This window comes from Streptomyces sp. NBC_01283, from assembly GCF_041435335.1.
In the GTDB taxonomy this organism is placed as follows: Bacteria; Actinomycetota; Actinomycetes; order Streptomycetales; family Streptomycetaceae; genus Streptomyces.
The window spans coordinates 2,120,372-2,144,144 of sequence record NZ_CP108430.1 but is presented as its reverse complement, the minus strand read 5'-3'; the positions used below and the strand labels follow the sequence as shown (position 1 = coordinate 2,144,144).

The following is a 23,773-nucleotide window of genomic DNA, read 5'->3' as shown; positions in this document are numbered from 1 at the left end:
CTTCGCGGTTACGGCGCGGGAGCCCACGCGGCGGCGTTCTCCACGGCGAAGTCCGCGAAGCTGCGGGCCGCCCGGCCGGTGATCCGCTCGACGGTGGGGTCCACGCGGTCCTCCGACCCGTGCGCGATGCCGTCGTCCATGGCCGCCAGTACATGAGTGAACGCCTCGGGCATCCCGGTGGCCGAGAGCCGCTCGCGGAACTCCGCGACCGGGACGGAGCGATGCCGGATCTCGCGCCCTGAGACCTTGGAGACGGCCTCCGCGACATCCGAGTAGCCGAGCGCCTGTGGCCCGGTGATCAGATGTGCCGCGTTGTGCGGCCGCTCGTCCGTCAGGGCCCGTACGGCGACGGCCGCGATGTCGTCCGCGTCGACGAACGCCACGCGTCCGCGCCCGGTGGCCGTCACGATCTCATCCGCGGTGCGGATGCTCTCGACGTGCGGATGGCCCGGGGTGACGAAGTTCTGCATGAACCACGAGGGGCGCAACACCGCCCACTCCGGGGCCAGTTGGCGCAGCGCCCGGTGGACTTCGCCCGCCCCTGGGTCGCCCTCGGCGATGGCTGAGGAACTCAGCAGCACGAAGCGGCGGACGCCCGCGTCGAGCGCACGCTCCAGGAACGGCACCATCAGCCGGGCCGGGGCGGCGTCCCCGATGGGCGGCACCAGATAGACGCCGTCCGCGCCGGTGAGGGCGGGGCCGTGCGTGGCGGGGTCGGCCCAGTCGAAGCGGACCTGGTCGGTGTCCGGCGCCGGGGTGCGGCTGCCGGGGCGTACGGACATGCCCCGGCCGGCCAGGGCTGCCGCCACGCGGCGGCCGGTGGTTCCCGTACCGCCGGTGATCAGGAAGCGCATCGTCATCGGTCCTCTCCGGGGCGAGCGGCGCCCACGGGGATCTCCCCGTCGAAGACGTCGGCCGCCAGCGCGCCGTTCCAGTAGTCGCGGAAGCGCGTGATCCGGCCCTCCTGAACCGTGACGACCTGGATGTACGGCATGTCGAAGGGGCGTCCGGTGGCGACCGCCCGGCCGGTGCCGCGCAGCTCCACGACGATCGTCTCGGGGTCGTCGGTGCGGTGGACGGTCAGGTCCTCGAAGCTCCGCAGGTCGATGTGGTCGGGATAGTCGGCCATGTAGTCGCGTACCGCCTCGCGGCCCACGAGTCGCCGCGGAGCTCCGGGGAGCGCGAAGGGGAACTCGAAGATTCCGTCCGGCGCCCACAGGCCGACCCAGCCGTCGATGTCCTTGGCGAGCAGGAGGTCGAGGGAGCGGGTGAACACGTCGGTCGCCGATGTGTGCGGCGTCCCGGTGGCGGGGTGTGTCGTCATGGCGGCGACGTTAACCTGACCCCGGGTCCGTTTACAAGTACCGGACCCGGGGTCGACTTATGCTGGGGTCTGCTCGCCCCGCCCGCCCTGCCCATGGGGCACTCATCGAGGAGGAACCATCGCCGCCCGCAAGGAGAGAGCCGACTCCGTCCGCAACAGGGCCGCGCTGCTGGCCGCCGCCGCCCGGCTGTTCAAGGACGCCGACGACCCCGACAGCGTCAAGATGGCCGACATCGCCCAGGCCGCCGGTGCCGGAAAGGGCACGGTCTTCCGGCACTTCTCCGACCGCATCGGCCTGATCGGCGCGCTGGTCGTCGAGGAGACGCAGCAGCTGCGCGAACAGGTCACCGACGGTCCGCCGCCGCTCGGTCCCGGCACACCGGTGGCCGAGCGGGTGCCCGCGCTCATGGCCGCACTCCTCGACCTCAAGCTGAACCAGCGCGCACTGATGCTGGCCCTGGAGCGGGCGGGGGCCGGCAGTCCCTACCTCAATCCGGCGTACGGACTCTGGCACTCCGAAGTCGCCGGAATGCTGTCCGCCGTACACGGGCGCGAGGATGCCGACTACCTCGCGCACGCCCTGCTCGCCGCCGTTCGCAGCGACCTGGTCGAGCACCTGACCAGCCAGGGCGCCGGTCCCGCGCAACTGCACGCGGGCCTGCGGACGCTCTGCGCCTCCGTCCTCGCTCACGGCGCGGGCAGCGGCGTGTGAGGTGCTGCCGGGCGGCCGGAAAACTGCGTGTAGCCGTCCCGTAACACGACTGGTGTTATCTTCCGGACCAGAACACTTCCGGCTCCATGGGGCGGTGCTGGCTCGAATGGCAGTTGGACAACTCCCGGAACAGGTCAGGGAGTTCGCGAGGTACCTGCGTGACCTCCTGGCGCGGCTCGATCCGGGCGCCGGGTGGTGCGGCGTGTTCTGGTCCCGGGACCCCGAGGGGATGCAGGCCTGCCTGGATGGCTCGGAAGTGCCCCCCTGGGACGTGGTGGAGGCGCTGCTGCACGATCTGGCCGCCGGGTACGGGGCGCAGGCCGCCGAGCGCGAGACGGAGCGGGCGCGGGCGCTGCACACGGCCTCGCTCACCGCGTACGACGCGCGGGCCGGGGGGCGCGGGCTGCTCGGCGAGCGCCTCGACATGATGCTCACCGAGCAGCGGTTCGCCGTGGAACGGCAGGTGGAACTGGGCTACTCGCTCGCGGCGGCCGCCACGCAGGACGAGGTGGAGCGGCTCAACCGCGATCTGGCCTGGGTCCGCGACGACCACGAGCGGGCGACCGCGCGGTGCGCGGAACTCCGGGAGCGCATCGAGCGGTTGGACCGGGCGGACCGCCCGCAGTGGGTCGACCTCGGCACTCCGGTCTCGGACGACTTCGCGGCCGTGGGGGCGGACGACTTCGAGGACGGGACGGCGGCGGGTCCTGACGCAGGGGCGGGCGGTTTCCGGAGCAGACCGGCGGCTTTCGGTGCCGGAGCTGCTCTCGGGGCCGAGGAGTTCGACGACTTCGGGGAGCAGACGCGGAACGCCTTCGGGGCCCGGACCGCGGACGGGTTCGGGGCCGCGGACGGGTTCGGCACGACGGCGGGTGACCTCGACGCGGGTTCGCCGCATCCCGGCACCCGCACGCCCGAGTTCGGCACCTTCCCGGACGAGGGCGCCCCGGCCCCCGACGCCCGCACTCTGTCGGCCGACCCATCAGGCCCATCCGACTCATCCGGCGCAGCCGCCCCCGAAGCACCCCGCGTCCCCAAGCAGGGCCGCAAGTCGCGTGACACGTCCCGTCGCCCGCGCCGCCCCCGTGGCGCCCGTTTCGCGGGGTTCGCCGGGCAGAGCGACGACGAGGGCGGGTCCGAGGCCGTCGCCGTACCGGAGTCGGCCGCGCAGTCGCCCGCCGCGAACACCCCGCGCGGCGCGCGGTTCGCGCACGCCGCCGAGGGGCTGGGCGGCACCGGTGAAGGCGGGCGCGGTGATTCCGCGGGGCCGGACCGCGACGCCGAGCGGGCCACCGCCGAAGCCGTCGCCGCGCTCATCAAGCTCCGGGGCGAGGGCCGCAGCGGCGAGGCGCACGGCGTACTCGTCGAGGCCGCGGGCTGGCCCGCGGCACGCCTGCCCGTGTTCGCCGGTGAGCTGCACCGCGCGGGCCTCGGCGCCGACTGGTCGACACTGCTCTGGGAGGCCGCGTCGCTGCCGCCCGACCGGCTCGTCGCGCTCGCCGACGCCCTCGCCGGGGCGGGCCGCGCCGACGACTGCCGCAAGCTGCTGCGGCAGGGCGTCTCCCGGCCCGCCCCGGAGATCGCCGAGGCGGTGCTCGCGCTGATCGACGCGGGCCGTGAGCGCGAGGCCCGTGCCCTGCTCGACGCCTACATCCGCGTCCGTACCCCCGAGGACGCGGCCGCGTGCGCGCACACCGATCCCTACCGCCTCATCCCGCAGCTCCTCCGGGCGGCCCAGGGAGTGTCGGACGAGCGCCACTGGGATCTCGTGCACGCGCTGCGCGTTGCCGGATTCAGCGCCTGACACGCCTGACGCACCCGTTGTGCGTGCGCGTTGTCTTCCGCTTCTCGTCCGCTTGGGTGCGAAACATGATCGACTCCGCCGGTTCACGGCGATGGTCTTGCCCAGCCCGTCGGGGAGGCTTACGTTTTCCTGTCTACGCACCAAGTCTACGGGCGTAGAAGCTCTCTGACGTCCCGTCGAAGGAGCAGCTCATGGCCAACGTCGTACGCGCCGCACTGGTCCAGGCAACCTGGACAGGCGACACCGAATCCATGATTGCCAAGCACGAGGAGCACGCCCGCGAGGCGGCCCGCCAGGGTGCGCAGATCATCGGCTTCCAGGAAGTGTTCAACGCCCCCTACTTCTGCCAGGTGCAGGAGCCCGAGCACTACCGCTGGGCCGAGCCCGTGCCGGACGGACCCACCGTCACGCGGATGCGGGAGCTGGCCCGCGAGACCGGCATGGTCGTAGTCGTCCCGGTCTTCGAGGTCGAGCAGTCCGGGTTCTACTACAACACCGCCGCCGTGATCGACTCCGACGGCTCGTATCTCGGCAAGTACCGCAAGCACCACATCCCCCAGGTCAAGGGCTTCTGGGAGAAGTACTACTTCAAGCCGGGGAACGCGGGCTGGCCCGTCTTCGACACGGCGGTCGGCAAGGTCGGCGTCTACATCTGCTACGACCGCCACTTCCCCGAGGGCTGGCGCCAGCTCGGCCTGAACGGCGCCCAGATCGTCTACAACCCCTCCGCCACCTCCCGCGGCCTCTCCGCCTACCTCTGGCAGCTGGAACAGCCCGCCGCGGCCGTCGCCAACGAGTACTTCATCGCCGCGATCAACCGCGTCGGCGTCGAGGAGTACGGCGACAACGACTTCTACGGGACGTCGTACTTCGTCGACCCGCGCGGCCAGTTCGTCGGCGAGACCGCGAGCGACAAGGCCGAGGAACTCGTCGTCAGGGACCTGGACCTGGGGCTCATCGAGGAAGTACGCCAGCAGTGGGCGTTCTACCGCGACCGCCGCCCCGACGCGTACGAAGGACTGGTACAGCCGTGAAGGACCTCCACACCCGCCACCGGGCCGTGCTGCCCGAGTGGCTCGCCCTCTACTACGCTGACCCGCTGGAGATCACCCACGGCGAGGGCCGCCGCGTCTGGGACGCGGAGGGCAAGCAGTACCTCGACTTCTTCGGCGGCATCCTCACCACCATGACCGCCCACGCGCTGCCCGAGGTCACCAAGGCGGTCAGCGAGCAGGCCGGACGGATCATCCACTCGTCCACGCTCTACCTCAACCGGCCGATGATCGACCTCGCCGAGCGGGTCGCGGGCCTCTCCGGCATCCCGGACGCCCGGGTCTTCTTCACCACATCGGGGACCGAGGCCAACGACACGGCCCTGCTCCTGGCCACCTCGCACCGCCGCTCGAACCAGATCCTGGCGATGCGCAACAGCTACCACGGCCGTTCCTTCACGGCAGTCGGCATCACCGGCAACAACGCCTGGTCGCCGACCAGCCTCTCGCCGCTCCAGACGCTGTACGTGCACGGCGGCGTCCGCAGCCGGGGGCCGTACGCCGCGCTCAGCGACGCCGAGTTCATCGAGGCCTGCGTCGCCGACCTGAAGGACATGCTCGGGCAGGCGCGCGGGGGAGTGGCGGCGCTGATCGCCGAGCCCATCCAGGGCGTCGGCGGCTTCACCTCACCACCGGACGGACTGTACGCCGCCTTCCGCGAAGTCCTGTGGGAGCACGGCGTCCTGTGGATCTCGGACGAGGTGCAGACCGGCTGGGGCCGCACCGGCGAGCACTTCTGGGGCTGGCAGGCGCATGCCGCGAGCGGTCCGCCGGACATCCTGACCTTCGCCAAGGGCATCGGCAACGGCATGTCCATCGGCGGTGTGGTCGCGAGCGCCGAGGTCATGAACTCCCTGGACTCCAACTCCATCTCGACCTTCGGCGGCTCACCGGTCACCATGGCGGCCGGCCTCGCCAACCTCACGTATCTCCTGGAACACGACCTCCAGGGCAACGCGCGGCGCGTCGGCGGTCTGCTCATCGAGCGGCTGCGCGCCATCTGCGCCCAGCTGCCCGTCGTACGCGAGGTGCGCGGCCGGGGCCTGATGATCGGCATCGAGCTGATCAACCCCGAGACGGGCGAGGCCCATCCGCAGGCGGCGTCCGCCGTCCTCGAAGCGGCCCGCGAGGGAGGACTCCTCATCGGCAAGGGCGGCGGCCACGACACCAGCGTCCTGCGCATCGCCCCGCCGCTCTCGCTGACCGTGGCGGAGGCGGAAGAAGGCGCGGCGATCCTCGAACAGGCCCTGCGGAGCGTCTAGTTCAGGCACCCGCACGCACCCGCACGTATCAGCACGTACCTGCGCGCACGAACGTACGAGCATGAAAGGGAGCGCCCCATCATGAGTACCCGCACCCTGATCCGCGGCGGACTGGTCATCACCGCCGCCGAAGAGACCCACGCCGACGTGCTGATCGAGGACGGCAGGATCGCGGCCCTCGCGGCACACGGCTCGGGCGCCGCCGAGGCGTGGACCGCGGACCGCGTCATAGACGCCTCCCACAAGTACGTGATCCCGGGGGGAGTCGACGCGCACACGCACATGGACTTCCCCTTCGGCGGCACGTTCTCGTCCGACGACTTCGAGACGGGCACCCGGGCCGCGGCCTGGGGCGGCACCACCACCATCGTGGACTTCGCGGTGCAGACCCGGGGACAGGCGCTGCGCGCGGGCCTCGACGCCTGGTACGCGAAGGCGGACGGCAAGTGCGCGATCGACTACGGCTTCCACATGATCCTCTCGGACGTCAACGAGCGGACCCTGAAGGAAATGGACCACCTCATCGAGGAAGGGGTCAGCTCCTTCAAGCTCTTCACCGCGTACCCCGGAGTCTTCTTCAGCGACGACGGCCAGATCCTGCGGGCGATGCAGCGGGCCGCCGTCAACGGCGGGCTGATCATGACGCACGCGGAGAACGGCCTCGCCATCGACGTCCTGGTGGAGCAGGCCCTCGCCCGCGGCGAGACGGATCCGCGCTACCACGGCGAGGTGCGCAAGACGCTCCTGGAGGCGGAGGCGACGCACCGGGTGATCAAGCTCGCCCAGGTGGCGGGCGCGCCGGTGTACGTGGTGCACGTGTCGGCGCAGGAGGCGGTGGCCGAGCTGGCCAAGGCCCGCGACGAGGGCCTGCCGGTGTTCGGGGAGACCTGCCCGCAGTATCTGTTCCTCTCCACGGACAATCTCGCGGAGCCCGACTTCGAGGGTTCCAAGTACGTCTGCTCGACCCCGCTGCGACCGCGCGAGCACCAGGCCGCGCTCTGGCGCGGGCTGCGCACGAACGACCTCCAGGTGGTCTCCACGGACCACTGCCCGTTCTGCTTCGTGGGGCAGAAGGAACTGGGCCGCGGGGACTTCTCCAAGATCCCGAACGGTCTTCCGGGGGTCGAGAACCGCATGGACCTCCTCCACCAGGCCGTGGTGGACGGGCACATCGGCCGCCGCCGCTGGATCGAGATCGCCTGCGCGAGCCCGGCCCGGATGTTCGGCCTGTACGGCAAGAAGGGCACGATCGCGCCGGGCGCGGACGCGGACGTCGTCATCTACGACCCGGCCGCCGAGCAGGTCATGTCGGCGGACACGCACCACATGAACGTGGACTACTCCGCGTACGAGGGCAAGCGCGTCACGGGCCAGGTGGAGACGGTCCTGTCGCGGGGCGAAGTGGTCATCGACCAGCGGAAGTTCACCGGCCACGCCGGGCACGGCGCGTACGTCCCGCGCTCCACCACCCAGTACCTCGGCTAGGAGACGCGACCATGGACTTCGGACTCGTCCTGCAGACCGATCCGCCGGCCGCGCAGGTCATCAGCCTGATGAAGCGCGCCGAGCGGAACGGCTTCAGCTACGGCTGGACCTTCGACTCGGCCGTGCTGTGGCAGGAACCCTTCGTCATCTACAGCCAGATCCTGGCCCACACGGAACGGCTGATCGTCGGCCCGATGGTCACCAACCCGGGCACGCGCACCTGGGAGGTGACGGCCTCCACGTTCGCCACGCTCAACGACATGTACGGCAACCGCACCGTCTGCGGCATCGGCCGCGGCGACAGCGCGATGCGGGTGGCGGGCCGCACCCCGAACACCCTCGCCCGGATCAGCGAGGCGATGAAGGTCATCCGCGCGCTGGCCTCGGGCGAGGAGGCGGACCTGGGCGGCACCACGATCCGCTTCCCGTGGATCGGCGAGGGCGCCGAACTCCCGGTGTGGATGGCCGCGTACGGGCCCAAGGCGCTGAAGATGGCGGGCGAGGAGGCGGACGGCTTCATCCTCCAGCTCGCCGACCCGTATCTGACGGAGACCATGGTGAAGGCGGTCCGCTACGCCGCCGCGGCGGCGGGCCGCGACCCGGCATCGGTGAAGATCTGCGTCGCGGCCCCCGCGTACCTCACGCAGGACGACTCACCTGCCGCGCTCGCCCACGCCCGCGAGCAGTGCCGCTGGTTCGGGGGGATGGTCGGCAACCACGTGGCCGACCTGGTGGCGAAGTACGGCGAACACTCGGACCTGGTCCCCGAGGCTCTCACCGAGTACATCAAGGCCCGCGAGGGTTACGACTACTCCCACCACGGCCGGGCCGACAACCCCGACACGGCCTTCGTCCCCGACGACATCGTGGACCGCTTCTGCCTCATCGGCACGGCACAGCAGCACATCGCCAAGCTGGAGGAGCTGAAGCGCCTGGGAGTCGACCAGTTCGCGCTGTACGCGATGCACGACGCCCGCGAGGAGGTCATCGACGGCTACGGCACCACGGTCATCCCCGCCCTGTCGTGAGAGCAGCGATCGCCGGGCCGTCGGGCGGTCAGGGCTGCCGGACGGCGATGAGGTCGAACTCCAGCGTCACCTTCGGGCTCACGAGGACGGAGGTCGCGGCGTTCCAGTTCAGGTCCCAGTCCTTGCGGTCGATGGTGGCGCTGCCCAGGAGGCCGATCCGGATGTCGCCCCGCGCGTCCGACTCGGCGGCGGTCAGCTCGACGTGGAAGGTGACCGGCTTGGTCACGCCGCGCATCGTCAGGTCGCCGGTGACCTCGTAGGTGGTCGCGTCGACCGGCCGTACCGCGGTCGAGGCGAAGCTGATGGAGGGGTGGTGGTCCGTGTCCAGGAACGTGCCGCGCAGCTGTTCGTCACGCTGCCGGTGGTGCGTCTGGAGGCTCGACGCCCGGATGGTGAGGCGTGCGCTGGACTTCGACGGGTGGTCGCCGAACAGGTAGCCGCTGCCCTCGTACTCCTCGAACTCCCCGCGGACCCGGGTGGACATGGTGTGCCGGCCGACGAAACCGACCCGGGAGCGGGCGGCGTCGAGTGCATAGGCGCCGGTCAGTTCGCCGGCGCTGAGGGTGGTGGGCATGGTGCCTCCTGCCTCTTCTCTCGTCATCGCGCGTGGACGGCTGGGCCCGGCCGCTCGGGCCGGGGCTCCAGCCGTGGTGGATCCGGGTCAGCCGAACTGGCCGACCTTGTAGTCGCCCGCCGGGTGCTGGGTGAGGACGTTCAGGCGGTTGAAGGCGTTGATGAGGGCGACGGTCGACACCAGGGCGGCGAGCTGGTCCTCGTCGTGGTGCTTGGCTGCGTTCGCCCACACCTCGTCCGGGACGCCACCGGCGGCGTCCGCGATCCGCGTGCCCTCTTCCGCCAGCTCCAGGGCGGCCCGTTCGGCGTCGGTGAACACCGTGGCCTCGCGCCAGGCGGCGACCAGGTGAAGGCGTTGCTGGGTCTCTCCTGCGTGCGCGGCTTCTTTGGTGTGTATGTCGACGCAGAATCCGCAGCCGTTGATCTGGCTGACGCGGAGCTCGACCAGCTCCCGCGTCGCGGCCGGCAGCGTCGACTCCAGGAGCGACCTGCCCGCGAGGGCGATGTGCTTGACGGCACCGGCCGAGACCGGATTGGTGAGGAAGTCGAGACGGGCCTGCATGGTGATCTCCCTTTTCTTGGCTGTCCGGCCGGTCCACCCCGTGGACGGGCGGACCGGCCGGTGGCGGGATCGTTGTCGTCCCTGCAGCACCGACGGGACAGCCCCTCGAAATGTGAGGTGCGGGGGGGCGACGTCACATTCCGAGGGGCTGTCCCGTCGGGAGTGGGAGAGGCTGTCGCGTCGGACGCGGGACGGCTGACGCGGCAAGGGAGCGGCGACACATGGGGACCCAGTTCGAGCCCGGCGACGGACAGATCGACGGACAGATCGACGCGAGCCTGAGTGCGGTCATGGGCGAACGGCGCCAGTTGATCAATCTCGCGTACCGGCTCCTCGGCTCCCTGGCGGATGCCGAGGACGTCGTACAGGAGGCCTACGTCCGCTGGTACGCGATGTCCCCGCGGCAGCAGCAGGCCATCGAATCCCCCGGCGGCTGGCTGACGAGGGTCGCCGGGCGCATCTGCCTCGACCAGCTCCGCTCGGCGCGGGTCCGGCGCGAGAGCTACGTGGGCGAATGGATCCCGGAGCCGCTGCCCGATCGCACGGAGTGGGCCGACGGGCGGCAGGGCGGCGCGACCGCCGACCCGGCCGACCGGGTCACTCTCGACGAGTCGGTCAGCATGGCTTTCCTCGTCGTGCTCGAATCGATGACCCCGGCCGAGCGCGTCGCGTTCATCCTGCACGACGTCTTCCGCTACTCCTTCGCGGAAGTGGCCGAGATCGTCGGACGCAGCCCGGCGGCGTGCCGCCGGCTCGCCTCGTCGGCGCGCCGCCGTACCCGTGCCTCGGACGTACCCGCCCCGTCGGCTGCCCGGCGCGCCGCCGTCGTCAGAGACTTCAGGCACGCCTGGGAAACCAAGGACATCGCCGCGCTCATCGGTATCCTCGACCCCGACGCCACGGCACTCGCCGACGGCGGAGGGCTGGTCGACTCCGCGCCCCGCCCCCTCGTGGGAAGCGAGGAGATCGCGCGTTACCTGGTCGCCGTCTCCGCCGTCATCGACGAGCAGGCGTTCGATCAGACGATCCTGGAACGCACGGTGAACGGCCAGCCCGGACTGGTGGTCCAGCACGACGGCGTCACCACGTCCGTGCTGGCCTTCGACATCGAGGGCGACCGGATCACGCGCATGTGGGCGGTACGGAACCCCGAGAAACTACGGCCCTGGACGTCGTATTGATGAATCGAGCCAAGGCGCCCGCGCCGCTGATGTGACGTGACCGGGGCAACAACTCCGGCCTCCCCGCGCCGTGCTGTTCGGCTCGAAGAAGCTGCCGGACACGGCCCGCGCGGTGGGCAAGTCACGGCGGATCCTCAAGAGTGAGACCAGGGCGATGCAGGAGAACGGGGAGCGGGGAAAAGCTAGGCCGTGGCCCTGCGGGTCCGGGCCGGGCGCACCGCGGTCACCAGCCACACCCCCGCCCGCAGCCGCACGCCGTGCTCGGTGGCATGCGGCCGGAACACCTCCTCCATGGAGACCCGTGTCGCCTCGGTGACCGTCCGGTCCGGGGTGCGCGAGAGCATGAAGTCGACGGCGTCCGCCGGGGTCCGGCCCCACACGGTCTCCACCGGTACGGGGGTCACCGTCACGTCCTCGTAGGCGGCGAGGACCTCGTGGATGCGGGCCGGGTCGGAGAGCGAGGCCATGGCGTCGTGCGCCGCGGGGACGCTCTCCTGTGCCAGGAGCTCGGCGAAGAGGCCGAGCGTCCGGGCCTCCTCGCTCTCCGCGCCGACGGGCTGCGGACAGACGAACACCAGCCGCCCGCCGGGGCGCAGCGCACGGGCGATGTTCGTGAACGCGGCGGTGTGGTCGGCGAAGAACATCACCCCGCCCCGGCTGATCGCGACGTCGTACCCGGCCGCGGGGAAGGGGTGGAGCTGGGCGTCGGCCTGTTCGTACGCCGCGTTCGTGATGCCGTCGGACGCCGTGCTCGCGCGGGCGCGGTCGAGGAGCGGCGCCGAGATGTCGACCCCCACCGCGTGGCCGTGCGCGGCGAGGCGGGCCGCGATGCGGGTGGTGGCGCCGGCGCCGCAGCCGACGTCCAGGACGCGGTCTCCGGCGCCGATGGCGGCGGCGTCGAAGAGGGCGTCGTTCACGCCGGACAGCATCGTGTCGTAGCGGTCGTGGTGGCCGGCCCAGTGGGTGCCCAGGGGGCCGTTCCAGGCCTTGCCCTGACGGGAGTTGGGGCCCGCGGTCGCCTCTGTCGTCATGCTGTCTCCTCGGCCTGGTGGGCCGCGTGCTGCGCCGCGAGCGCGGTCTCGATGCGGTCGACCGCCGTGAACGCGCCGAACGCGATCAGGTGTACGAGGCAGTGGTCGCTGAACGGCGGCTTCTTCCAGGCCGCCACGTCCTCGTCGGTGATGCGGTACGGGGCGAGCGCGGCGAGCAGCGCGAGCCGTGCCCCCGGGCGGGACGCGCGGTCGGGCAGGGCCTCCCAGGCCAGCGGCGGATGCGTGCCGTCCCATGCGGCCACCGTCGCCCGCACGAGGGCCAGGTCGGCCTCGTCCAGGAGGCCCGCGCCCGTCGTCGCCGCGGTACGCAGCGCGGCGTAGGCGGTGCCGATGGGTGTGCCCGCGGCCCAGGAAGGCCCGGGCTGCGGGTCGTCGAGCAGGGACAGCGAGTCGCCGGGGGTGAAGGAGCGGCGCACTGCCTTGTGGAGGGTCCGGCCGCCGATCGAGCGCACCGCCCGGAAGCGCTGCGCGTTGCACGGCAGGATGGCCTCGGTGATCAGCGCGGACGCGACGCGGTTGATGAAGTGGAAGGTGAGCGCGGTGCCGATGTGGGCGGGGGCGTGGGCGCGCGGGAAGGGCGGCGGGCCGAGCTCCGGCACCTGGGGTGTCCGGGTGGCCTTGCCCCAGGCGAGCAGTCGCGCCTGCGCCGGGTCCTCGGGCTCCTCGCCGCGCAGCACCCGCTCGGCGACGCGGTGGTCGCCGGTGGCGTGCAGCATCATCGTGTGCGCGTTCACGCAGAACGGGCAGCGGTTGGCGAGCGAGACACCCACGGCGACCAGTTCGCGGTCGGTGCGGGTCGTGCCGCCGCTGCCGAAAGTGTCGTCGCCGGCGGCCAGCAGGGACTCGCGGAGCAAGGACCAGGCGGCGGTGAGCAGTTCGGGCGCCGGGCTGAGGGCGACGAGCGGCGCGGGCTCGGCGATGCCGAAGTCGGCGGCCATCTGCGCGTAGGCCTCGGCGGTCCTGCCGGACGCGGACTTCGGGAGTACGGGATCGGTGTATCGGTAGGTTGCCATGGCCCGATGCTGGCGGCACCCGATGCCTCGGGTCGTCGTCCGCCGGAAGGCAGTTCGGGCTGAGCCGCCGGGGTTCGTGCGGGCCCACGACTACTGCGCGGGGAGTAGTGCGAGAGCAGTCTGTTGGGGTGACGCGCTCGTCCGTGGCGGCACCTATCGTTTCTGAACACGGCGGGGGATACGCCGCAGCGCGGGAGGCTGGTGAGGCGGGTGAGTGTGCGGGAGTGGGTTAGGGAGCGGGTGCGGCAGGAGTGGGTCGGGGATCTGGTGCTCGCCGTTGTGGTGGGCGTGATCGTCTCGGTCGCGGTGATGCTGGGTGACGGTGGTGCGGGGTTACTCGACTACGCCCTGATCGCCGGTGGTTCGCTGGCCCTGGCCGTGCATCGCAGGGTGCCACGCACCGTGCTCGCCTTCACCACGGCCTGCCTGCTCGGCGAGGTGGTGTACGGGGGCGCGGGCAGCGTCGCGGCGATTCCGGTGGTCGCGGCCGTGCACACGGCCGCTCGCGCCGCCCACCGGGGCCTCGCCGCCCTCGCCGCCGGGGTGTTCCTCGTGGGCTTCACGGTGGCGGGGGAGGCGTCGGACGACGTCATGCAACGGACGCTGCTCCTGGCCGGCTGGTTCCTGTGCGCCCTGGTCACGGGGCTCGCCGACAAGAACTGGCAGGCGTATCTGCGCCAGACCGAGCAGCGGGCCATGGAGGCCGAGCGGACCCGCGAGGAGGCGGCGCTGCGCAGGGCGGGCGAGGAACGGCTGCGGATCGCACGCGAACTGCACGACTCGCTGACGCACAGCATCTCGATCGTCAAGCTCCAGGCGGGGGTGGCCGTCCACCTCGCCCGCAAGCGGGGCGAGGACGTACCGCCCGCGCTGCTCGCCATCCAGGAGGCGAGCGGCGAGGCGATGCGCGAACTGCGTTCCACGCTCACGGTGTTGCGCACGGACGAACCGGCGGGAAGCCCGGCACTGCTCGTCGAACGTGCGCGGGCGGCCGGGCTCGCGGTGGAGCTGACGGTGCGTGGCCGGGAGCGGCCGCTGGCCGGTGACCTGGAGCGGGCGGCGTACCGGATCGTGCAGGAAGGCCTCACCAACGCGGCACGCCATGCGGGGGGCTCCGCGGAGGTGACGGTCGGACTCGACTACGGGGAGCGGGTGTTGGGGGTCCGGGTGGAGGACGACGGGGTCGCCGAAGCGGACCGGCCGCCGGTGGAAGGCACCGGACTCACGGGGATGCGGGAGCGGGTCGCCTCCTTGGGCGGGACGCTGCGGGCGGGGCCGAGGAGCGAGGGGGGATTCCTGGTGCGGGCCGAACTGCCTTTGGAATACGAGACGTTGGTGGGCGAGCCGTCGGTGAGGGGAGTCGACCGGGCCGAAGCGTCCGGGGGAGTGACGGTGGCCGCTGATGCCGGGTGGCATTCCGGGGAGGGCGCGTGATCCGGGTGGCGCTCGTCGACGACCAGGCGTTGATGCGCGCCGGGTTCCGTGCGCTGCTCGACGCCGAGGACGGCATCGAGGTGGTGGGGGAGGCCGCCGACGGGGAGCGTGGGGTCGCACTCGTGCGGGAGTGCGTGCCGGACGTGGCGCTCATCGACGTACAGATGCCGGTGATGACCGGCATCGAGGCGACGCGCCGGATCGCCGCCGACCCGCGCCTCGGCGGCGTACGCGTCGTGATCCTCACCAACTACGGCCTCGATGAGTACGTCTTCGACGCCCTGCGCGCCGGGGCCAGCGGCTTTCTGCTGAAGGACACGGAGCCCGCCGACCTGCTGCACGGCATCGAGATCGTCGCGCGCGGGGACTCCCTGCTCTCGCCCTCGGTGACCAGCAGGCTGATCGGCGAGTTCGTCTCCCGGCCGCCGGACCGGGCCACCGCGCCGGGTCTGGAGAACCTCACCCGCCGGGAGCGTGAGGTCACCGCGCTTGCCGCGCGCGGACTGACGAACGAGGAGATCGCCACGCACATGGTGATCAGCCCGTTCACGGCGAAGACGCATGTGAGCCGGGCGATGACGAAGCTCGGGGCGCGTGACCGGGCCCAACTGGTCGTCTTCGCCTACGAGTCGGGGCTCGTCGAGGCCCGCAACGCGAGTCAGTAGGTGCGTGATCGAGGCAGAGCTCTTAGGGCGTCGCGGTGCTCAGCACTCAACCAGGAGGAAACTCTGGCCATGGCATGATCTCCGCGTGACCGCCATACCGTTCAGACACGCCTCCGGACACGTCACCGGACGCATAGCCGTCCTCGCGGCCGTGGTCCTGCTCGCCTCCGGATGCGGGCTCTCGGAGGAGCTGGATCGGGAGCGGGATCCCGGGCGTACGGCGCCTGCCGAGGATGACCGGTCCACGGCGGAGGACGGCATGGCCGCCCCCACCGGCCCCGACTCGCCCACGGGGGACCCCGTACAGACCGCGCCGCCCGAGGTGCCCGAAGTGTCCGACGCGCCCTCGGCGTCCTGCCCCACGTCCGGGGTCCGCATCGAGGCGGGCATCGTCAGCGCCGCCATGGGCCTGCGCGCGATGAGCGTGACGCTGACCAACTGCGGCAAGGACACCTACCGCCTGAAGGGCTACCCGAAGCTGCGGGTCCTCGACGAGCACCGCGAGCCCCTCGACGTACAGATCCTCGAAGGCACCGAGCCCATCATGACGAGGGACGACGACCCCGGCGCGCACCACTCCGTCTCGCTCAAACACGGGCAGCAGGCCTACACCGTCCTCGCCTGGCGCAACACCGTCACCGACACGACGACGACCGCCGTCAGCGGCACCTATCTCAAGGTCACCCCGGCCCCCGGCGCCGGCCCGGCAACCGTGACCCCGGAAGGCCGCATCGACCTCGGCAACACCGGCCGCATCGGCACCACCGCCTGGCAGCGGAGCCCGTCGGACGAGATGAACCCGTCCCGGCCTACGGCACCCGCGCCGTCCACTCCGGCGAGCTGAACTTCGTACGGGCCAGCTCCCGCGCCCTGGCCATCTCCTCGTCCGTGGCCTTGCCCGCCGTCAGGCCGTACCGCGTGCGGAAGGAGTCGAGCATCCGCTCGATCACGGCCTCCCGGGGCAGACCCGTCTGGCGGCGCAGCGGATCCACACGCTTCTTCGCGCTCCTCGTGCCCTTGTCCGAGAGCTTCTCGCGGCCGATGCGGAGCACCTCGACCATCTTGTCCGCGTCGATGTCGTACGACATGGTCACGTGGTGCAGCACGGCGCCGTGCCCGCCCGCGACCCGCTTCTGGGCGGCGCCCGCGACCTTCCCCGCGTCGGTGGCGATGTCGTTCAGCGGTTGGTACCACGCCTTGATGCCCATGTCGCCGAGGGCTTCCAGCACCCAGTCGTCCAGATAGGCGTAACTGTCGGCGAAGGACAGGCCCTGCACGAGGGAGTCGGGCACCGAGAGCGAGTACGTGATGGCGTTGCCCGGCTCGCAGAACATGGCGCCGCCGCCACTGATCCGGCGCACCACCTCGATGCCGTGCCGCTCGGCGCCCGCCGGGTCCACTTCGTTGCGCAGGGACTGGAAGCTGCCGATGACGACCGCCGGGGACGCCCACTCCCACACCCGCAGCGTCGGCGGGCGGCGCCCGGCGGCGACCTCCTCGGTGAGCACCTCGTCCAGGGCCATGAGCAGAGCGGGCGACTCGGGGGCCTCGTGGATCAGCTGCCAGTCGTAGTCGGTCCAGTCGGTGGCGTGCGCGAGGGCGCGGCGCACCGCGACGCCCACCCCCTCCGAAGTGAGTCCGTACAGCACCGTGCCCTCGGGGAGCGCCGCGTCGACGCGGGCGGCGAGGCCCGCCGCGTCGGTGTCGGCGGGTGCGCCCTCCAGGGCGCGGCTCAGGGCATCGAACGCCTCGTCGGGCTCCAGGAAGAAGTCCCCCGCCACCCGCACGTGCCGCAGCACGCCGTCCTCGACCTCCAGATCCACGACGACGAGCTTGCCGCCGGGGACCTTGTACTCACCGTGCACTCTGCATCCTCCGGGGGCTGCTGCTGGGTCAGGCCGGATCGCGGACACCGTCGGCCTGCGATTTCATATCAGGACAACTCGGTCCACTGGGGATAGATTCCCGCACAGGGTGGTCAGTCGTTCCCCCGGCGCCCGCCCCGACGGGAGCTGACGAGGAGTCCATGAGCCACGCAGAGACGAGTGACCGGGCCACCGCCGGAGCATCACCGGCCGTCAAGCTGACCCTCACCACGCTGACGATGATGGTCGTCGGCTCCATGGTCGGCGCGGGCGTGTTCTCGCTGCCACGACGGTTCGCGCAGGAGACCGGTGTCGCGGGCGCCCTGATCGCCTGGGCGATCGCCGGTACGGGCATGCTGATGCTCGCGTTCGTCTTCCAGACCCTCGCCGTCCGCAGACCGGACCTCGACGCCGGTGTCTACGCCTACGCGAAGGCCGGGTTCGGCGAGTACCTCGGCTTCTTCTCCGCCTTCGGTTACTGGGCCAGCGCGTGCGTCGGCAACGTCACCTACTGGGTGCTCATCATGTCGACCGTCGGGGCCATCTGGCCGACCCTCGGCGACGGCGACACCCTGCTCGCCGTCGTCCTGTCGTCGTTCGGACTGTGGGGGTTCTTCCTGCTGATCCGGCGCGGGGTCAAGGAAGCGGCGGCGATCAACCGGATCGTCACCGTCGCCAAGATCGTGCCGATCATCGTCTTCGTGATCCTGGCGCTCTTCTTCTTCGACGCGTCCGTGTTCGCGGACAACTTCGGCGGCGCCGACTACGCGGGATCACTCTTCAACCAGGTGCGCGGCACCATGCTGGCCACCGTCTTCGTCTTCCTCGGGGTCGAGGGCGCCAGCGTCTACTCCCGGCACGCCAAACGCCGCGAGGACGTCGGCAGGGCCACGATCCTGGGCTTCCTCAGCGTCTTCGCCGTCTTCGCCTCCGTCACCATCGTGTCGTACGGGATCATGCCGATGGCGGAGATCGCCGAGCTGCGCCAGCCCTCCATGGCGGGCGTCCTGGAGGAGGCCGTCGGTACCTGGGGCAAGGTCTTCGTCAGCGTCGGGCTCATCGTCTCCGTGCTCGGCGCCTACCTCGCCTGGACGCTGATGGCCGCGGAAGTGCTCTTCGTCGCCGCGAAGGACGACGACATGCCCCGCTTCCTGCGCAAGGCCACATCGCAGGACGTGCCGGTCCCCGCGCTCCTGATGACCACCGCACTGAGCCAGGTGGTCCTGGTCGTCACGATGTTCTCCGACGACGCGTTCAACTTCGCGCTCGACCTGACCAGCGCGCTCAGCCTCATCCCGTTCCTGCTCGCGGCCTGCTTCGCCGTCAAGATCGCGCTCGGCCCCGGCAGCGAGCAGGTCGCCGGGCGGAGCACCCGCAAGGAACTCGTGGTCGCGGTGATCGCCACGCTGTACACGGCGTTCCTGCTGTACGCCGCCGGGCTCAAGTTCGTCCTGGTCTCCTTCCTCCTCTACGCCCCCGCGACGCTCCTGTTCATCAAGGCCCGGCGGGAACAGAACCGGCGTCTGTTCTCCCCGCGCGAGGCCGTCATCTGCGCCGTCTCGATCGCGGGCGCCGTCGTGGGAGTGATCGCCCTCGCGGCCGGCTGGATCGAACTCTGACCGTCCCGACCTTTGCCGCCACCGACCGAAAGGCGCCCCGTGACCAGCCACGACACCCCCGCCACCCCGAACTTCGGCGTCCACTCCGAGGTCGGCAGGCTGCGCAAGGTACTGGTCTGCGCGCCCGGACTCGCGCACCGCAGGCTGACCCCCACCAACGCCGACGACCTGCTCTTCGACGACGTCATGTGGGTGGAGAACGCCCAGCGCGACCACGCCGACTTCGTCATCAAGCTGCAGCAGCGCGGCGTCGAGGTCGTCGAACTGCACGACCTGCTGGCCCGGACCATGGCGATCCCCGAGGCGAAGTCCTGGCTCCTCGAACGGAAGATCACCGCGAACGAGGTCGGCCTCGGACTCACCGACGACACCCGTGCCTTCCTGGAGACACTGGAGCCCCGGCAGCTCACCGAGTACCTCATCGGCGGCCTGGCCACCGCGGACCTGCCGGACGAGTTCCGCTCCGACTACGTCTCCCTCGTGCGCGAATCCACCGGCGTACGCGAATACCTGATGCCCCCGCTGCCCAACACCCTCTACACCCGCGACACGACGTGCTGGCTGTACGGAGGTGTCACGCTCAACCCGCTGTACTGGCCCGCCCGGCACGACGAGACGCTCCTGATGAAGGCCGTCTACCAGTTCCACCCCGACTTCACCGGCGCCACGGTGTGGTGGGGCGACCCCGAACTCGACTGGGGCCAGGCGACGTTCGAGGGCGGCGACATCATGCCCGTCGGCAACGGCGTCGTCCTGATGGGCATGAGCGAGCGCACCTCACGCCAGGCCATCACCCAGGTCGCCGCCTCGCTGTTCAAGAACGGCGCGGCCGAGCAGGTCATCGTCGCGGGCATGCCCAAGCTGCGCTCCGCGATGCACCTCGACACCGTGTTCACCTTCGCCGACCGCGACATCGTCACGCTCTACCCGAAGATCATGGATGCCGTGCACTCCTTCACGCTGCGCCCGAGCGACAAGGCGGCGGGCGTCGAGATCACGGACGAGGGCTCGCGCCCCTTCGTCGACGTCGTCGCCAGGTCGCTGGGCCTGCGCGAGCTGCGCGTCATCGAGACGGGCGGGGACGTCTACGCCTCCGAGCGGCAGCAGTGGGACAGCGGCAACAACGCCGTCGCCCTGGAACCCGGCGTGGTCTTCACGTACGACCGCAACACCCAGACCAACACACTGCTGCGCAAGGCCGGGGTCGAGGTCATCACCATCGTCGGCGCCGAACTCGGGCGCGGTCGCGGTGGCGGGCACTGCATGACGTGCCCGCTCGTCCGCGACGCCGTGGACTTCTGAACCGGCCGGCCGGGCTCAGTACCGCTGTGCCTTGACCAGCTTCGCGGTGAGCTTCGGCTCCGGGGGTTCGTGGCTGATGGCGTACCGCTGGGCCCGCTTGCCCGGTTCGAGGTCCTGCGTGCCGACGTAGCGGGTCTCCACGGTCTTGCCCGAGGAGTCGACGAAGTCGACCTGCACGGCGAAGTCCGCCTTCTTGTCGGTCCGGTTGGTGAAGGTGACCACGGAGGCGAGCACACCGCCGGTGTCGGCGCGCGGCTTCCCCGTCATGGAGACGTCGGCCGTCGCGTTGCCCCGCCCGTCGACGCCCTTGAGGGCGTCCTCGGCGGCCTGGTTGGCCCGTTCCGTGTCGGCGGACACCGACGCCTCGAACTCGTCCGCGCGCTCCGACGCGGAGGCCTCGGCGGCGGACGCCGAGGCGCGGGCGGACTCGGCCGCCTCCGAGGCCTGCGACTTCAGCGGCGACGCGGTCTTCTCCGAGAAGGACGACGCGTCGGGGGCCGTCGGCCGTTCGCTGACCGAGCCGCTGCTCTCGGCCGAGGGGGAGTCGTCGTCGGAGCCGCACGAGACGAGGGCGGCGGCGGCCGTCACCGTGGCGGCGAGCGTGAGGGCGGCGGACACCACGGGCCCGCGGCGCGCGCGGCGCGTGGTGCGTCGTTTCCCGAGGGGTGGCAGGGGATTCATTCGCTGCGGTCCTTTCCCTGATCTCTGAAACGGTGGGGCTGACGTCAGTACCGCAGGACGCAGGCGATCCGGCCCCGGTCGGTGAGCCTGCCTTCGGGTACGAAGCGGACCTGCGCGCCGGTGTCCAGGGCCCGCTCGACGATGTCGTCGACCACGTCGTCCACCGCGTCGAGATCGTCGTCGCCGGCCGGGACGAGATGCCCGCCGTCGTCGCGCACGGTCGCCTGGTAGCTGTCCTCCACGGCGAGGAGGCGCACCCGGTCCGTGGTCACGTTCTGCCAGACCTCGTCGAGGCCCGCGGCGTACTGATGCCGTCCCTGCGCCGCGTCCAACTCGTGCACCACGGAGTCGAGTTCGGACTTCTCCCGGGTGGCGAGGAAGGGGCGCACCGCTTGCCACACCGCGTCCACCGGGCCGTGCGCGAGGCCTCCGTGCGGCACCGCAGTGGCCCCTCTGATGACCGCGCCGACGTCGTCGAGGAGGGAGAGCGCCGCGGCCTCACCGGCCACGAACAGGGGGCGCGGATGCGCGTGCAGCACACGGGCCGCGGCCAGGTCCGCCTCGCGCAGGAACTTGCGGGTGTGCTCGTCGCGGAAGGTGCTCGGCACGTCGCCGATCCGCTCCTTGCGCTCGGCGTCGGGGTCGTCGAGGCTCCGGGTCAGCGGGAACCCGTCCGCCGTGTGCTCGACGACCCGCTCCGGGGTGCCGCTCCACAGCGAGACGCGGTCGGCCGAGACAGCGAGGACCCAGTAGGGGCGCTCGGCGGCCTGGGCCGCGACGACGTTGCGGGTCAGGAAGGTGTCCGAGAAGACCACGCGCGATGGCACGGTCCTGGCCAGCGACCACACCTGGTGCTCTCCGGGGGCGGCGAAGACGGCGAGCCCGTCCCCGGCGTGCACGAGGTCGATCTCCGCCACCGCCCGGTCCAGCTGCGCGGCCACCTCGATCCGCTGTTCCCTGGCCACGGCGGGGTCGGACTTCAGGCGCTCCTTGGCCTCGGCGACGAGGTTGCGCAGCCGCACGGGATCCTGCGCGTTGTCCGGCTCTCTGCGGTGGGTCGGCAGCAGGACCGTGACGGCGGGATAGGGGCGCGGCCGACGCAGCCCGGCCAGCGTGGCCGGGTTGAGGGAGGGATGCATGGGTGACCCTTTCGGGGCGGGGCGGCGGGCGAGGAGCCTCCCGGAGGGGCATGCCTCACGCCTCAGGGAGGGCGTTACGCCATGAAACGCACCCTATGCCGGTTCCGGGGCTGTGGCATGTCCCCGAGACGCTTCGACCACGTGGTGACGGCCCGAAATGAAGCCCTGCGTCGCGTCGTCTACATATGGTTTGCGAACTATGCGTGGGATCGGCGGGGCGGCGAACAGCATGACCGGAAGAGCGGACACCTGGCGCGAGACCGTGCGGCGGGGCGTGCGGGGCGTCGCGCGGCGGGCCGGGGCGGTCGCCAGGAAGCCGTACTGGGAGCGGCCCGACCCCACCCACCTCGTCCGGCGCTGGCCCGACCTCACCGCCGCCTGCTTCGCCACCGTCTTCTTCTGGCTCTCGCTCACGCCGTCCCTCGTGCCCCGCCCCTGGCTGCTCCAGGGCGTCGTCGGAGGGATCACCGCGGCCATCGGCTACGGCCTCGGCTCGGTGGTCGCCACCGCGTGCCGCGCGCTGTTCCGGTGGCGGCCGGGCGAGAAGGCGCGGGCCCGCCTCTGGCAGGCGTACTGGGTGCTCGGGCTCGTCCTCACCGTCCGGCTGATCACCGAGAGCGACCACGCGCAGCGCCGCCTGCGCGAGCTCCAGGGGCTGCCGCCGACGACGGCCTGGCGCACGCCGGTCATCATGCTGATCGCCGTCCTGCTCTGGGCCCTGCTCCTGCTCGCGGCCCGTGGCAACCGGCTGGGGTCGCGCAGGCTGATCCGCGCCCTGCACCGGTTCGTGCCGCTGCCCCTGGCCATCGGGCTCGGCCTCACGCTGAGCGCGCTGATCGTCACGATCGGACTGCGGGACGTCGTCTTCCAGCGCGGCGTCATCGACCTCGCGGACCGCATCGCGTACGCGACGAACGGCGGCACCGAGAAGGGCGTCCGGCGGCCGGACTCACCGCTGGTCTCGGGCGGGCCAGGCTCTCTCCTGCGCTGGGAGGACCTCGGGTTCCAGGGCCGCAACTTCGCGGGGTCCACGCCGACGAAGCAGCAGATCACCTCGTACACGGGCCGACCCGCGAAGGACCCCGTCCGGGTCTACGTCAGCGCGTCGGCGCCGGAGGTCTTCAGCAGCCGGGACCCCTTCGAGGCCAAGGCGCACCTTGCCGTGGAGGAACTCGAGCGGACCGGCGCCTTCGACCGGGACGTCCTGGCCATCGCGGGGACGACGGGGACCGGCTGGGTCAACGCCGACATCACCGAACCCCTTGAGTACATGCACGACGGCGACACCGCCGTCGTCGCCGTCCAGTACTCCTACCTGCCCAGCTGGGTCTCCTTCCTCGTCGACAAGGAACGGGCGGCGCAGGCCACCCGCCGGCTCGTCGACGCGGTCCTCGCGAAGTGGTCCGCCCTGCCCGCGGACGACCGGCCCAGGCTCGTGGTCACGGGGGAGAGCCTGGGCGGGTTCGCGATCGAGTCGTCGTTCGACGGCGTGGACGACGTGCTCGCGCGGACGGACGGAGCGCTCATCGTCGGCACGCCCGACTTCGCGCCGATGTCGCGGGAGATCCGGGACCACCGGGACGCCGGGAGCCCCGTCTGGCGACCGCTGTACGAGGGCGGCAAGAACGTGCGGTTCGCCCAGTTCCCGGAGCGTGACCTCAGACGGCCCGGTCCCTCCGCCGCCTGGAACCACCCGCGGGTCGTCTACCTGCAGAACGCGTCCGACCCGGTCGTCTGGTGGTCGCCCGACCTGTTCCTGCACCGCCCGGAGTGGCTCGACAAGCCGCTCGGCCCGGACGTCACCCCGGCGATCCGCTGGTTCCCCGTCGTCAGCTTCTGGCAGACGTCGGTGGACATGGCGGTGTCGTACGGGGTGGAGGCCCCCCACGGCCACCGCTACGGAACGGCCCCGGTGGACGGCTGGGCGGCGATCGTCCCCCGGGACGGCTGGACTCCCCAGGACACGCAACGCCTGCGCACGCACATGCAGACCAGGGAGTCCCCCTACTGACCGTCGGGG

At 71.5% G+C, this 23,773-nt stretch carries 22 protein-coding genes and 1 pseudogene; 14 read left to right on the top strand and 9 right to left on the bottom strand.

The window, feature by feature from the left end:
* Positions 1 to 8: 8 nt before the first annotated feature.
* Positions 9 to 860: an NAD(P)H-binding protein gene (locus tag OG302_RS09710; protein WP_371526400.1), complete on the bottom strand. Its 852-nt coding sequence runs from the start codon at positions 858 to 860 to the stop codon at positions 9 to 11.
* Positions 857 to 1,324, bottom strand: a complete 468-nt coding sequence (locus OG302_RS09705) for a nuclear transport factor 2 family protein (RefSeq protein WP_371526399.1) — start codon at positions 1,322 to 1,324, stop codon at positions 857 to 859. Before OG302_RS09705 ends, OG302_RS09710 begins: the two co-directional genes overlap by 4 nt.
* A gap of 118 nt (positions 1,325 to 1,442) precedes the next feature.
* On the opposite strand from OG302_RS09705, the gene OG302_RS09700 reads away from it, so the two are divergent.
* The 6 genes from OG302_RS09700 to OG302_RS09675 all read left to right on the top strand — a co-directional run bounded on the left by OG302_RS09700 (position 1,443) and on the right by OG302_RS09675 (position 8,667).
* Positions 1,443 to 2,036: a TetR/AcrR family transcriptional regulator gene (locus tag OG302_RS09700; RefSeq protein ID WP_371750075.1), complete on the top strand. Its 594-nt coding sequence runs from the start codon at positions 1,443 to 1,445 to the stop codon at positions 2,034 to 2,036.
* A gap of 106 nt (positions 2,037 to 2,142) precedes the next feature.
* On the top strand, positions 2,143 to 3,840 hold the full coding sequence (locus OG302_RS09695; RefSeq protein WP_371526398.1) for a hypothetical protein: 1,698 nt from the start codon (positions 2,143 to 2,145) through the stop codon (positions 3,838 to 3,840).
* Between the two features lie 191 nt (positions 3,841 to 4,031).
* A complete protein-coding gene (locus tag OG302_RS09690) occupies positions 4,032 to 4,874 on the top strand; it encodes a nitrilase-related carbon-nitrogen hydrolase (RefSeq protein ID WP_371526397.1) in 843 nt (280 codons plus the stop codon).
* Complete coding sequence (locus OG302_RS09685) at positions 4,871 to 6,154, top strand: aspartate aminotransferase family protein (protein WP_371526396.1); 1,284 nt, start codon at positions 4,871 to 4,873, stop codon at positions 6,152 to 6,154. Before OG302_RS09690 ends, OG302_RS09685 begins: the two co-directional genes overlap by 4 nt.
* Positions 6,155 to 6,235: 81 nt before the next feature.
* On the top strand, positions 6,236 to 7,639 hold the full coding sequence (gene hydA / locus OG302_RS09680) for a dihydropyrimidinase (protein ID WP_371526395.1): 1,404 nt from the start codon (positions 6,236 to 6,238) through the stop codon (positions 7,637 to 7,639).
* Between the two features lie 11 nt (positions 7,640 to 7,650).
* Positions 7,651 to 8,667 (top strand): TIGR03842 family LLM class F420-dependent oxidoreductase, encoded by a 1,017-nt coding sequence (locus OG302_RS09675; RefSeq protein ID WP_371526394.1) that lies wholly within the window; start codon positions 7,651 to 7,653, stop codon positions 8,665 to 8,667.
* Positions 8,668 to 8,695: 28 nt separating this feature from the next.
* Here OG302_RS09675 and OG302_RS09670 read toward each other — a convergent pair whose 3' ends face one another.
* Positions 8,696 to 9,241, bottom strand: a complete 546-nt coding sequence (locus OG302_RS09670; protein WP_371526393.1) for a YceI family protein — start codon at positions 9,239 to 9,241, stop codon at positions 8,696 to 8,698.
* A gap of 87 nt (positions 9,242 to 9,328) precedes the next feature.
* Entirely contained in the window at positions 9,329 to 9,802 is a 474-nt protein-coding gene (locus tag OG302_RS09665) for a carboxymuconolactone decarboxylase family protein (RefSeq protein WP_371526392.1), read from the bottom strand.
* A gap of 221 nt (positions 9,803 to 10,023) precedes the next feature.
* On the opposite strand from OG302_RS09665, the gene sigJ reads away from it, so the two are divergent.
* Positions 10,024 to 10,983, top strand: a complete 960-nt coding sequence (sigJ, locus tag OG302_RS09660) for an RNA polymerase sigma factor SigJ (RefSeq protein WP_371526391.1) — start codon at positions 10,024 to 10,026, stop codon at positions 10,981 to 10,983.
* 70 nt (positions 10,984 to 11,053) lie between these two features.
* Positions 11,054 to 11,107, top strand: a pseudogene (locus OG302_RS09655) (twin-arginine translocase TatA/TatE family subunit); the annotation flags it as partial.
* Positions 11,108 to 11,165: 58 nt separating this feature from the next.
* On the opposite strand, the gene OG302_RS09650 reads toward OG302_RS09655, so the two are convergent.
* Both OG302_RS09650 and OG302_RS09645 read right to left on the bottom strand, forming a co-directional pair.
* Positions 11,166 to 12,014 (bottom strand): class I SAM-dependent methyltransferase, encoded by an 849-nt coding sequence (locus OG302_RS09650; RefSeq protein ID WP_371526390.1) that lies wholly within the window; start codon positions 12,012 to 12,014, stop codon positions 11,166 to 11,168.
* Positions 12,011 to 13,048, bottom strand: a complete 1,038-nt coding sequence (locus OG302_RS09645) for a carboxymuconolactone decarboxylase family protein (RefSeq protein WP_371526389.1) — start codon at positions 13,046 to 13,048, stop codon at positions 12,011 to 12,013. The genes OG302_RS09650 and OG302_RS09645 overlap by 4 nt, the downstream gene beginning before the upstream one ends.
* A 309-nt stretch (positions 13,049 to 13,357) precedes the next feature.
* On the opposite strand from OG302_RS09645, the gene OG302_RS09640 reads away from it, so the two are divergent.
* The 3 genes from OG302_RS09640 to OG302_RS09630 all read left to right on the top strand — a co-directional run bounded on the left by OG302_RS09640 (position 13,358) and on the right by OG302_RS09630 (position 15,991).
* Entirely contained in the window at positions 13,358 to 14,482 is a 1,125-nt protein-coding gene (locus OG302_RS09640; protein WP_371750074.1) for a sensor histidine kinase, read from the top strand.
* On the top strand, positions 14,479 to 15,147 hold the full coding sequence (locus OG302_RS09635) for a response regulator (protein WP_371526388.1): 669 nt from the start codon (positions 14,479 to 14,481) through the stop codon (positions 15,145 to 15,147). Before OG302_RS09640 ends, OG302_RS09635 begins: the two co-directional genes overlap by 4 nt.
* 85 nt (positions 15,148 to 15,232) lie before the next feature.
* Positions 15,233 to 15,991, top strand: coding sequence for a DUF4232 domain-containing protein (locus OG302_RS09630; RefSeq protein ID WP_371526387.1), 759 nt, complete (start codon positions 15,233 to 15,235; stop codon positions 15,989 to 15,991).
* Here the strand turns inward: OG302_RS09630 and OG302_RS09625 are convergent.
* Positions 15,957 to 17,012, bottom strand: a complete 1,056-nt coding sequence (locus tag OG302_RS09625; protein WP_371526386.1) for a biotin/lipoate A/B protein ligase family protein — start codon at positions 17,010 to 17,012, stop codon at positions 15,957 to 15,959. The two genes, OG302_RS09630 and OG302_RS09625, sit on opposite strands and share 35 nt — an antisense overlap.
* 161 nt (positions 17,013 to 17,173) lie before the next feature.
* On the opposite strand from OG302_RS09625, the gene OG302_RS09620 reads away from it, so the two are divergent.
* Together OG302_RS09620 and arcA are read left to right on the top strand one after the other, a co-directional pair.
* Positions 17,174 to 18,631: a basic amino acid/polyamine antiporter gene (locus OG302_RS09620; RefSeq protein WP_371526385.1), complete on the top strand. Its 1,458-nt coding sequence runs from the start codon at positions 17,174 to 17,176 to the stop codon at positions 18,629 to 18,631.
* Between the two features lie 39 nt (positions 18,632 to 18,670).
* Entirely contained in the window at positions 18,671 to 19,933 is a 1,263-nt protein-coding gene (arcA, locus tag OG302_RS09615; RefSeq protein WP_371526384.1) for an arginine deiminase, read from the top strand.
* 15 nt (positions 19,934 to 19,948) lie between these two features.
* On the opposite strand, the gene OG302_RS09610 is transcribed toward arcA, so the two are convergent.
* Together OG302_RS09610 and OG302_RS09605 are read right to left on the bottom strand one after the other, a co-directional pair.
* A complete protein-coding gene (locus OG302_RS09610) occupies positions 19,949 to 20,614 on the bottom strand; it encodes a hypothetical protein (RefSeq protein WP_371526383.1) in 666 nt (221 codons plus the stop codon).
* Positions 20,615 to 20,658: 44 nt separating this feature from the next.
* Positions 20,659 to 21,753: a chemotaxis protein gene (locus OG302_RS09605; protein ID WP_371526382.1), complete on the bottom strand. Its 1,095-nt coding sequence runs from the start codon at positions 21,751 to 21,753 to the stop codon at positions 20,659 to 20,661.
* Positions 21,754 to 21,982: 229 nt separating this feature from the next.
* Between OG302_RS09605 and OG302_RS09600 the strand changes: the two genes are divergently transcribed.
* The gene (locus tag OG302_RS09600; protein ID WP_371526381.1) at positions 21,983 to 23,764 is read left to right on the top strand and encodes an alpha/beta hydrolase; all 1,782 of its coding nucleotides are present in this window, start codon (positions 21,983 to 21,985) and stop codon (positions 23,762 to 23,764) included.
* Positions 23,765 to 23,773: the final 9 nt, after the last annotated feature.

Coding starts and splice junctions, on each gene's coding strand:
- OG302_RS09610 (WP_371526383.1), bottom strand. CDS start 20,614: ATGAATCCCCTGCCACCCCTCGGGAAACGACGCACCACGCGCCGCGCG.
- OG302_RS09665 (WP_371526392.1), bottom strand. CDS start 9,802: ATGCAGGCCCGTCTCGACTTCCTCACCAATCCGGTCTCGGCCGGTGCC.
- OG302_RS09645 (WP_371526389.1), bottom strand. CDS start 13,048: ATGGCAACCTACCGATACACCGATCCCGTACTCCCGAAGTCCGCGTCC.
- OG302_RS09670 (WP_371526393.1), bottom strand. CDS start 9,241: ATGCCCACCACCCTCAGCGCCGGCGAACTGACCGGCGCCTATGCACTC.
- OG302_RS09605 (WP_371526382.1), bottom strand. CDS start 21,753: ATGCATCCCTCCCTCAACCCGGCCACGCTGGCCGGGCTGCGTCGGCCG.
- OG302_RS09695 (WP_371526398.1), top strand. CDS start 2,143: ATGGCAGTTGGACAACTCCCGGAACAGGTCAGGGAGTTCGCGAGGTAC.
- OG302_RS09690 (WP_371526397.1), top strand. CDS start 4,032: ATGGCCAACGTCGTACGCGCCGCACTGGTCCAGGCAACCTGGACAGGC.
- sigJ (WP_371526391.1), top strand. CDS start 10,024: ATGGGGACCCAGTTCGAGCCCGGCGACGGACAGATCGACGGACAGATC.
- OG302_RS09705 (WP_371526399.1), bottom strand. CDS start 1,324: ATGACGACACACCCCGCCACCGGGACGCCGCACACATCGGCGACCGAC.
- OG302_RS09640 (WP_371750074.1), top strand. CDS start 13,358: ATGCTGGGTGACGGTGGTGCGGGGTTACTCGACTACGCCCTGATCGCC.
- OG302_RS09650 (WP_371526390.1), bottom strand. CDS start 12,014: ATGACGACAGAGGCGACCGCGGGCCCCAACTCCCGTCAGGGCAAGGCC.
- OG302_RS09675 (WP_371526394.1), top strand. CDS start 7,651: ATGGACTTCGGACTCGTCCTGCAGACCGATCCGCCGGCCGCGCAGGTC.
- OG302_RS09600 (WP_371526381.1), top strand. CDS start 21,983: ATGACCGGAAGAGCGGACACCTGGCGCGAGACCGTGCGGCGGGGCGTG.
- OG302_RS09710 (WP_371526400.1), bottom strand. CDS start 860: ATGACGATGCGCTTCCTGATCACCGGCGGTACGGGAACCACCGGCCGC.
- OG302_RS09620 (WP_371526385.1), top strand. CDS start 17,174: ATGAGCCACGCAGAGACGAGTGACCGGGCCACCGCCGGAGCATCACCG.
- hydA (WP_371526395.1), top strand. CDS start 6,236: ATGAGTACCCGCACCCTGATCCGCGGCGGACTGGTCATCACCGCCGCC.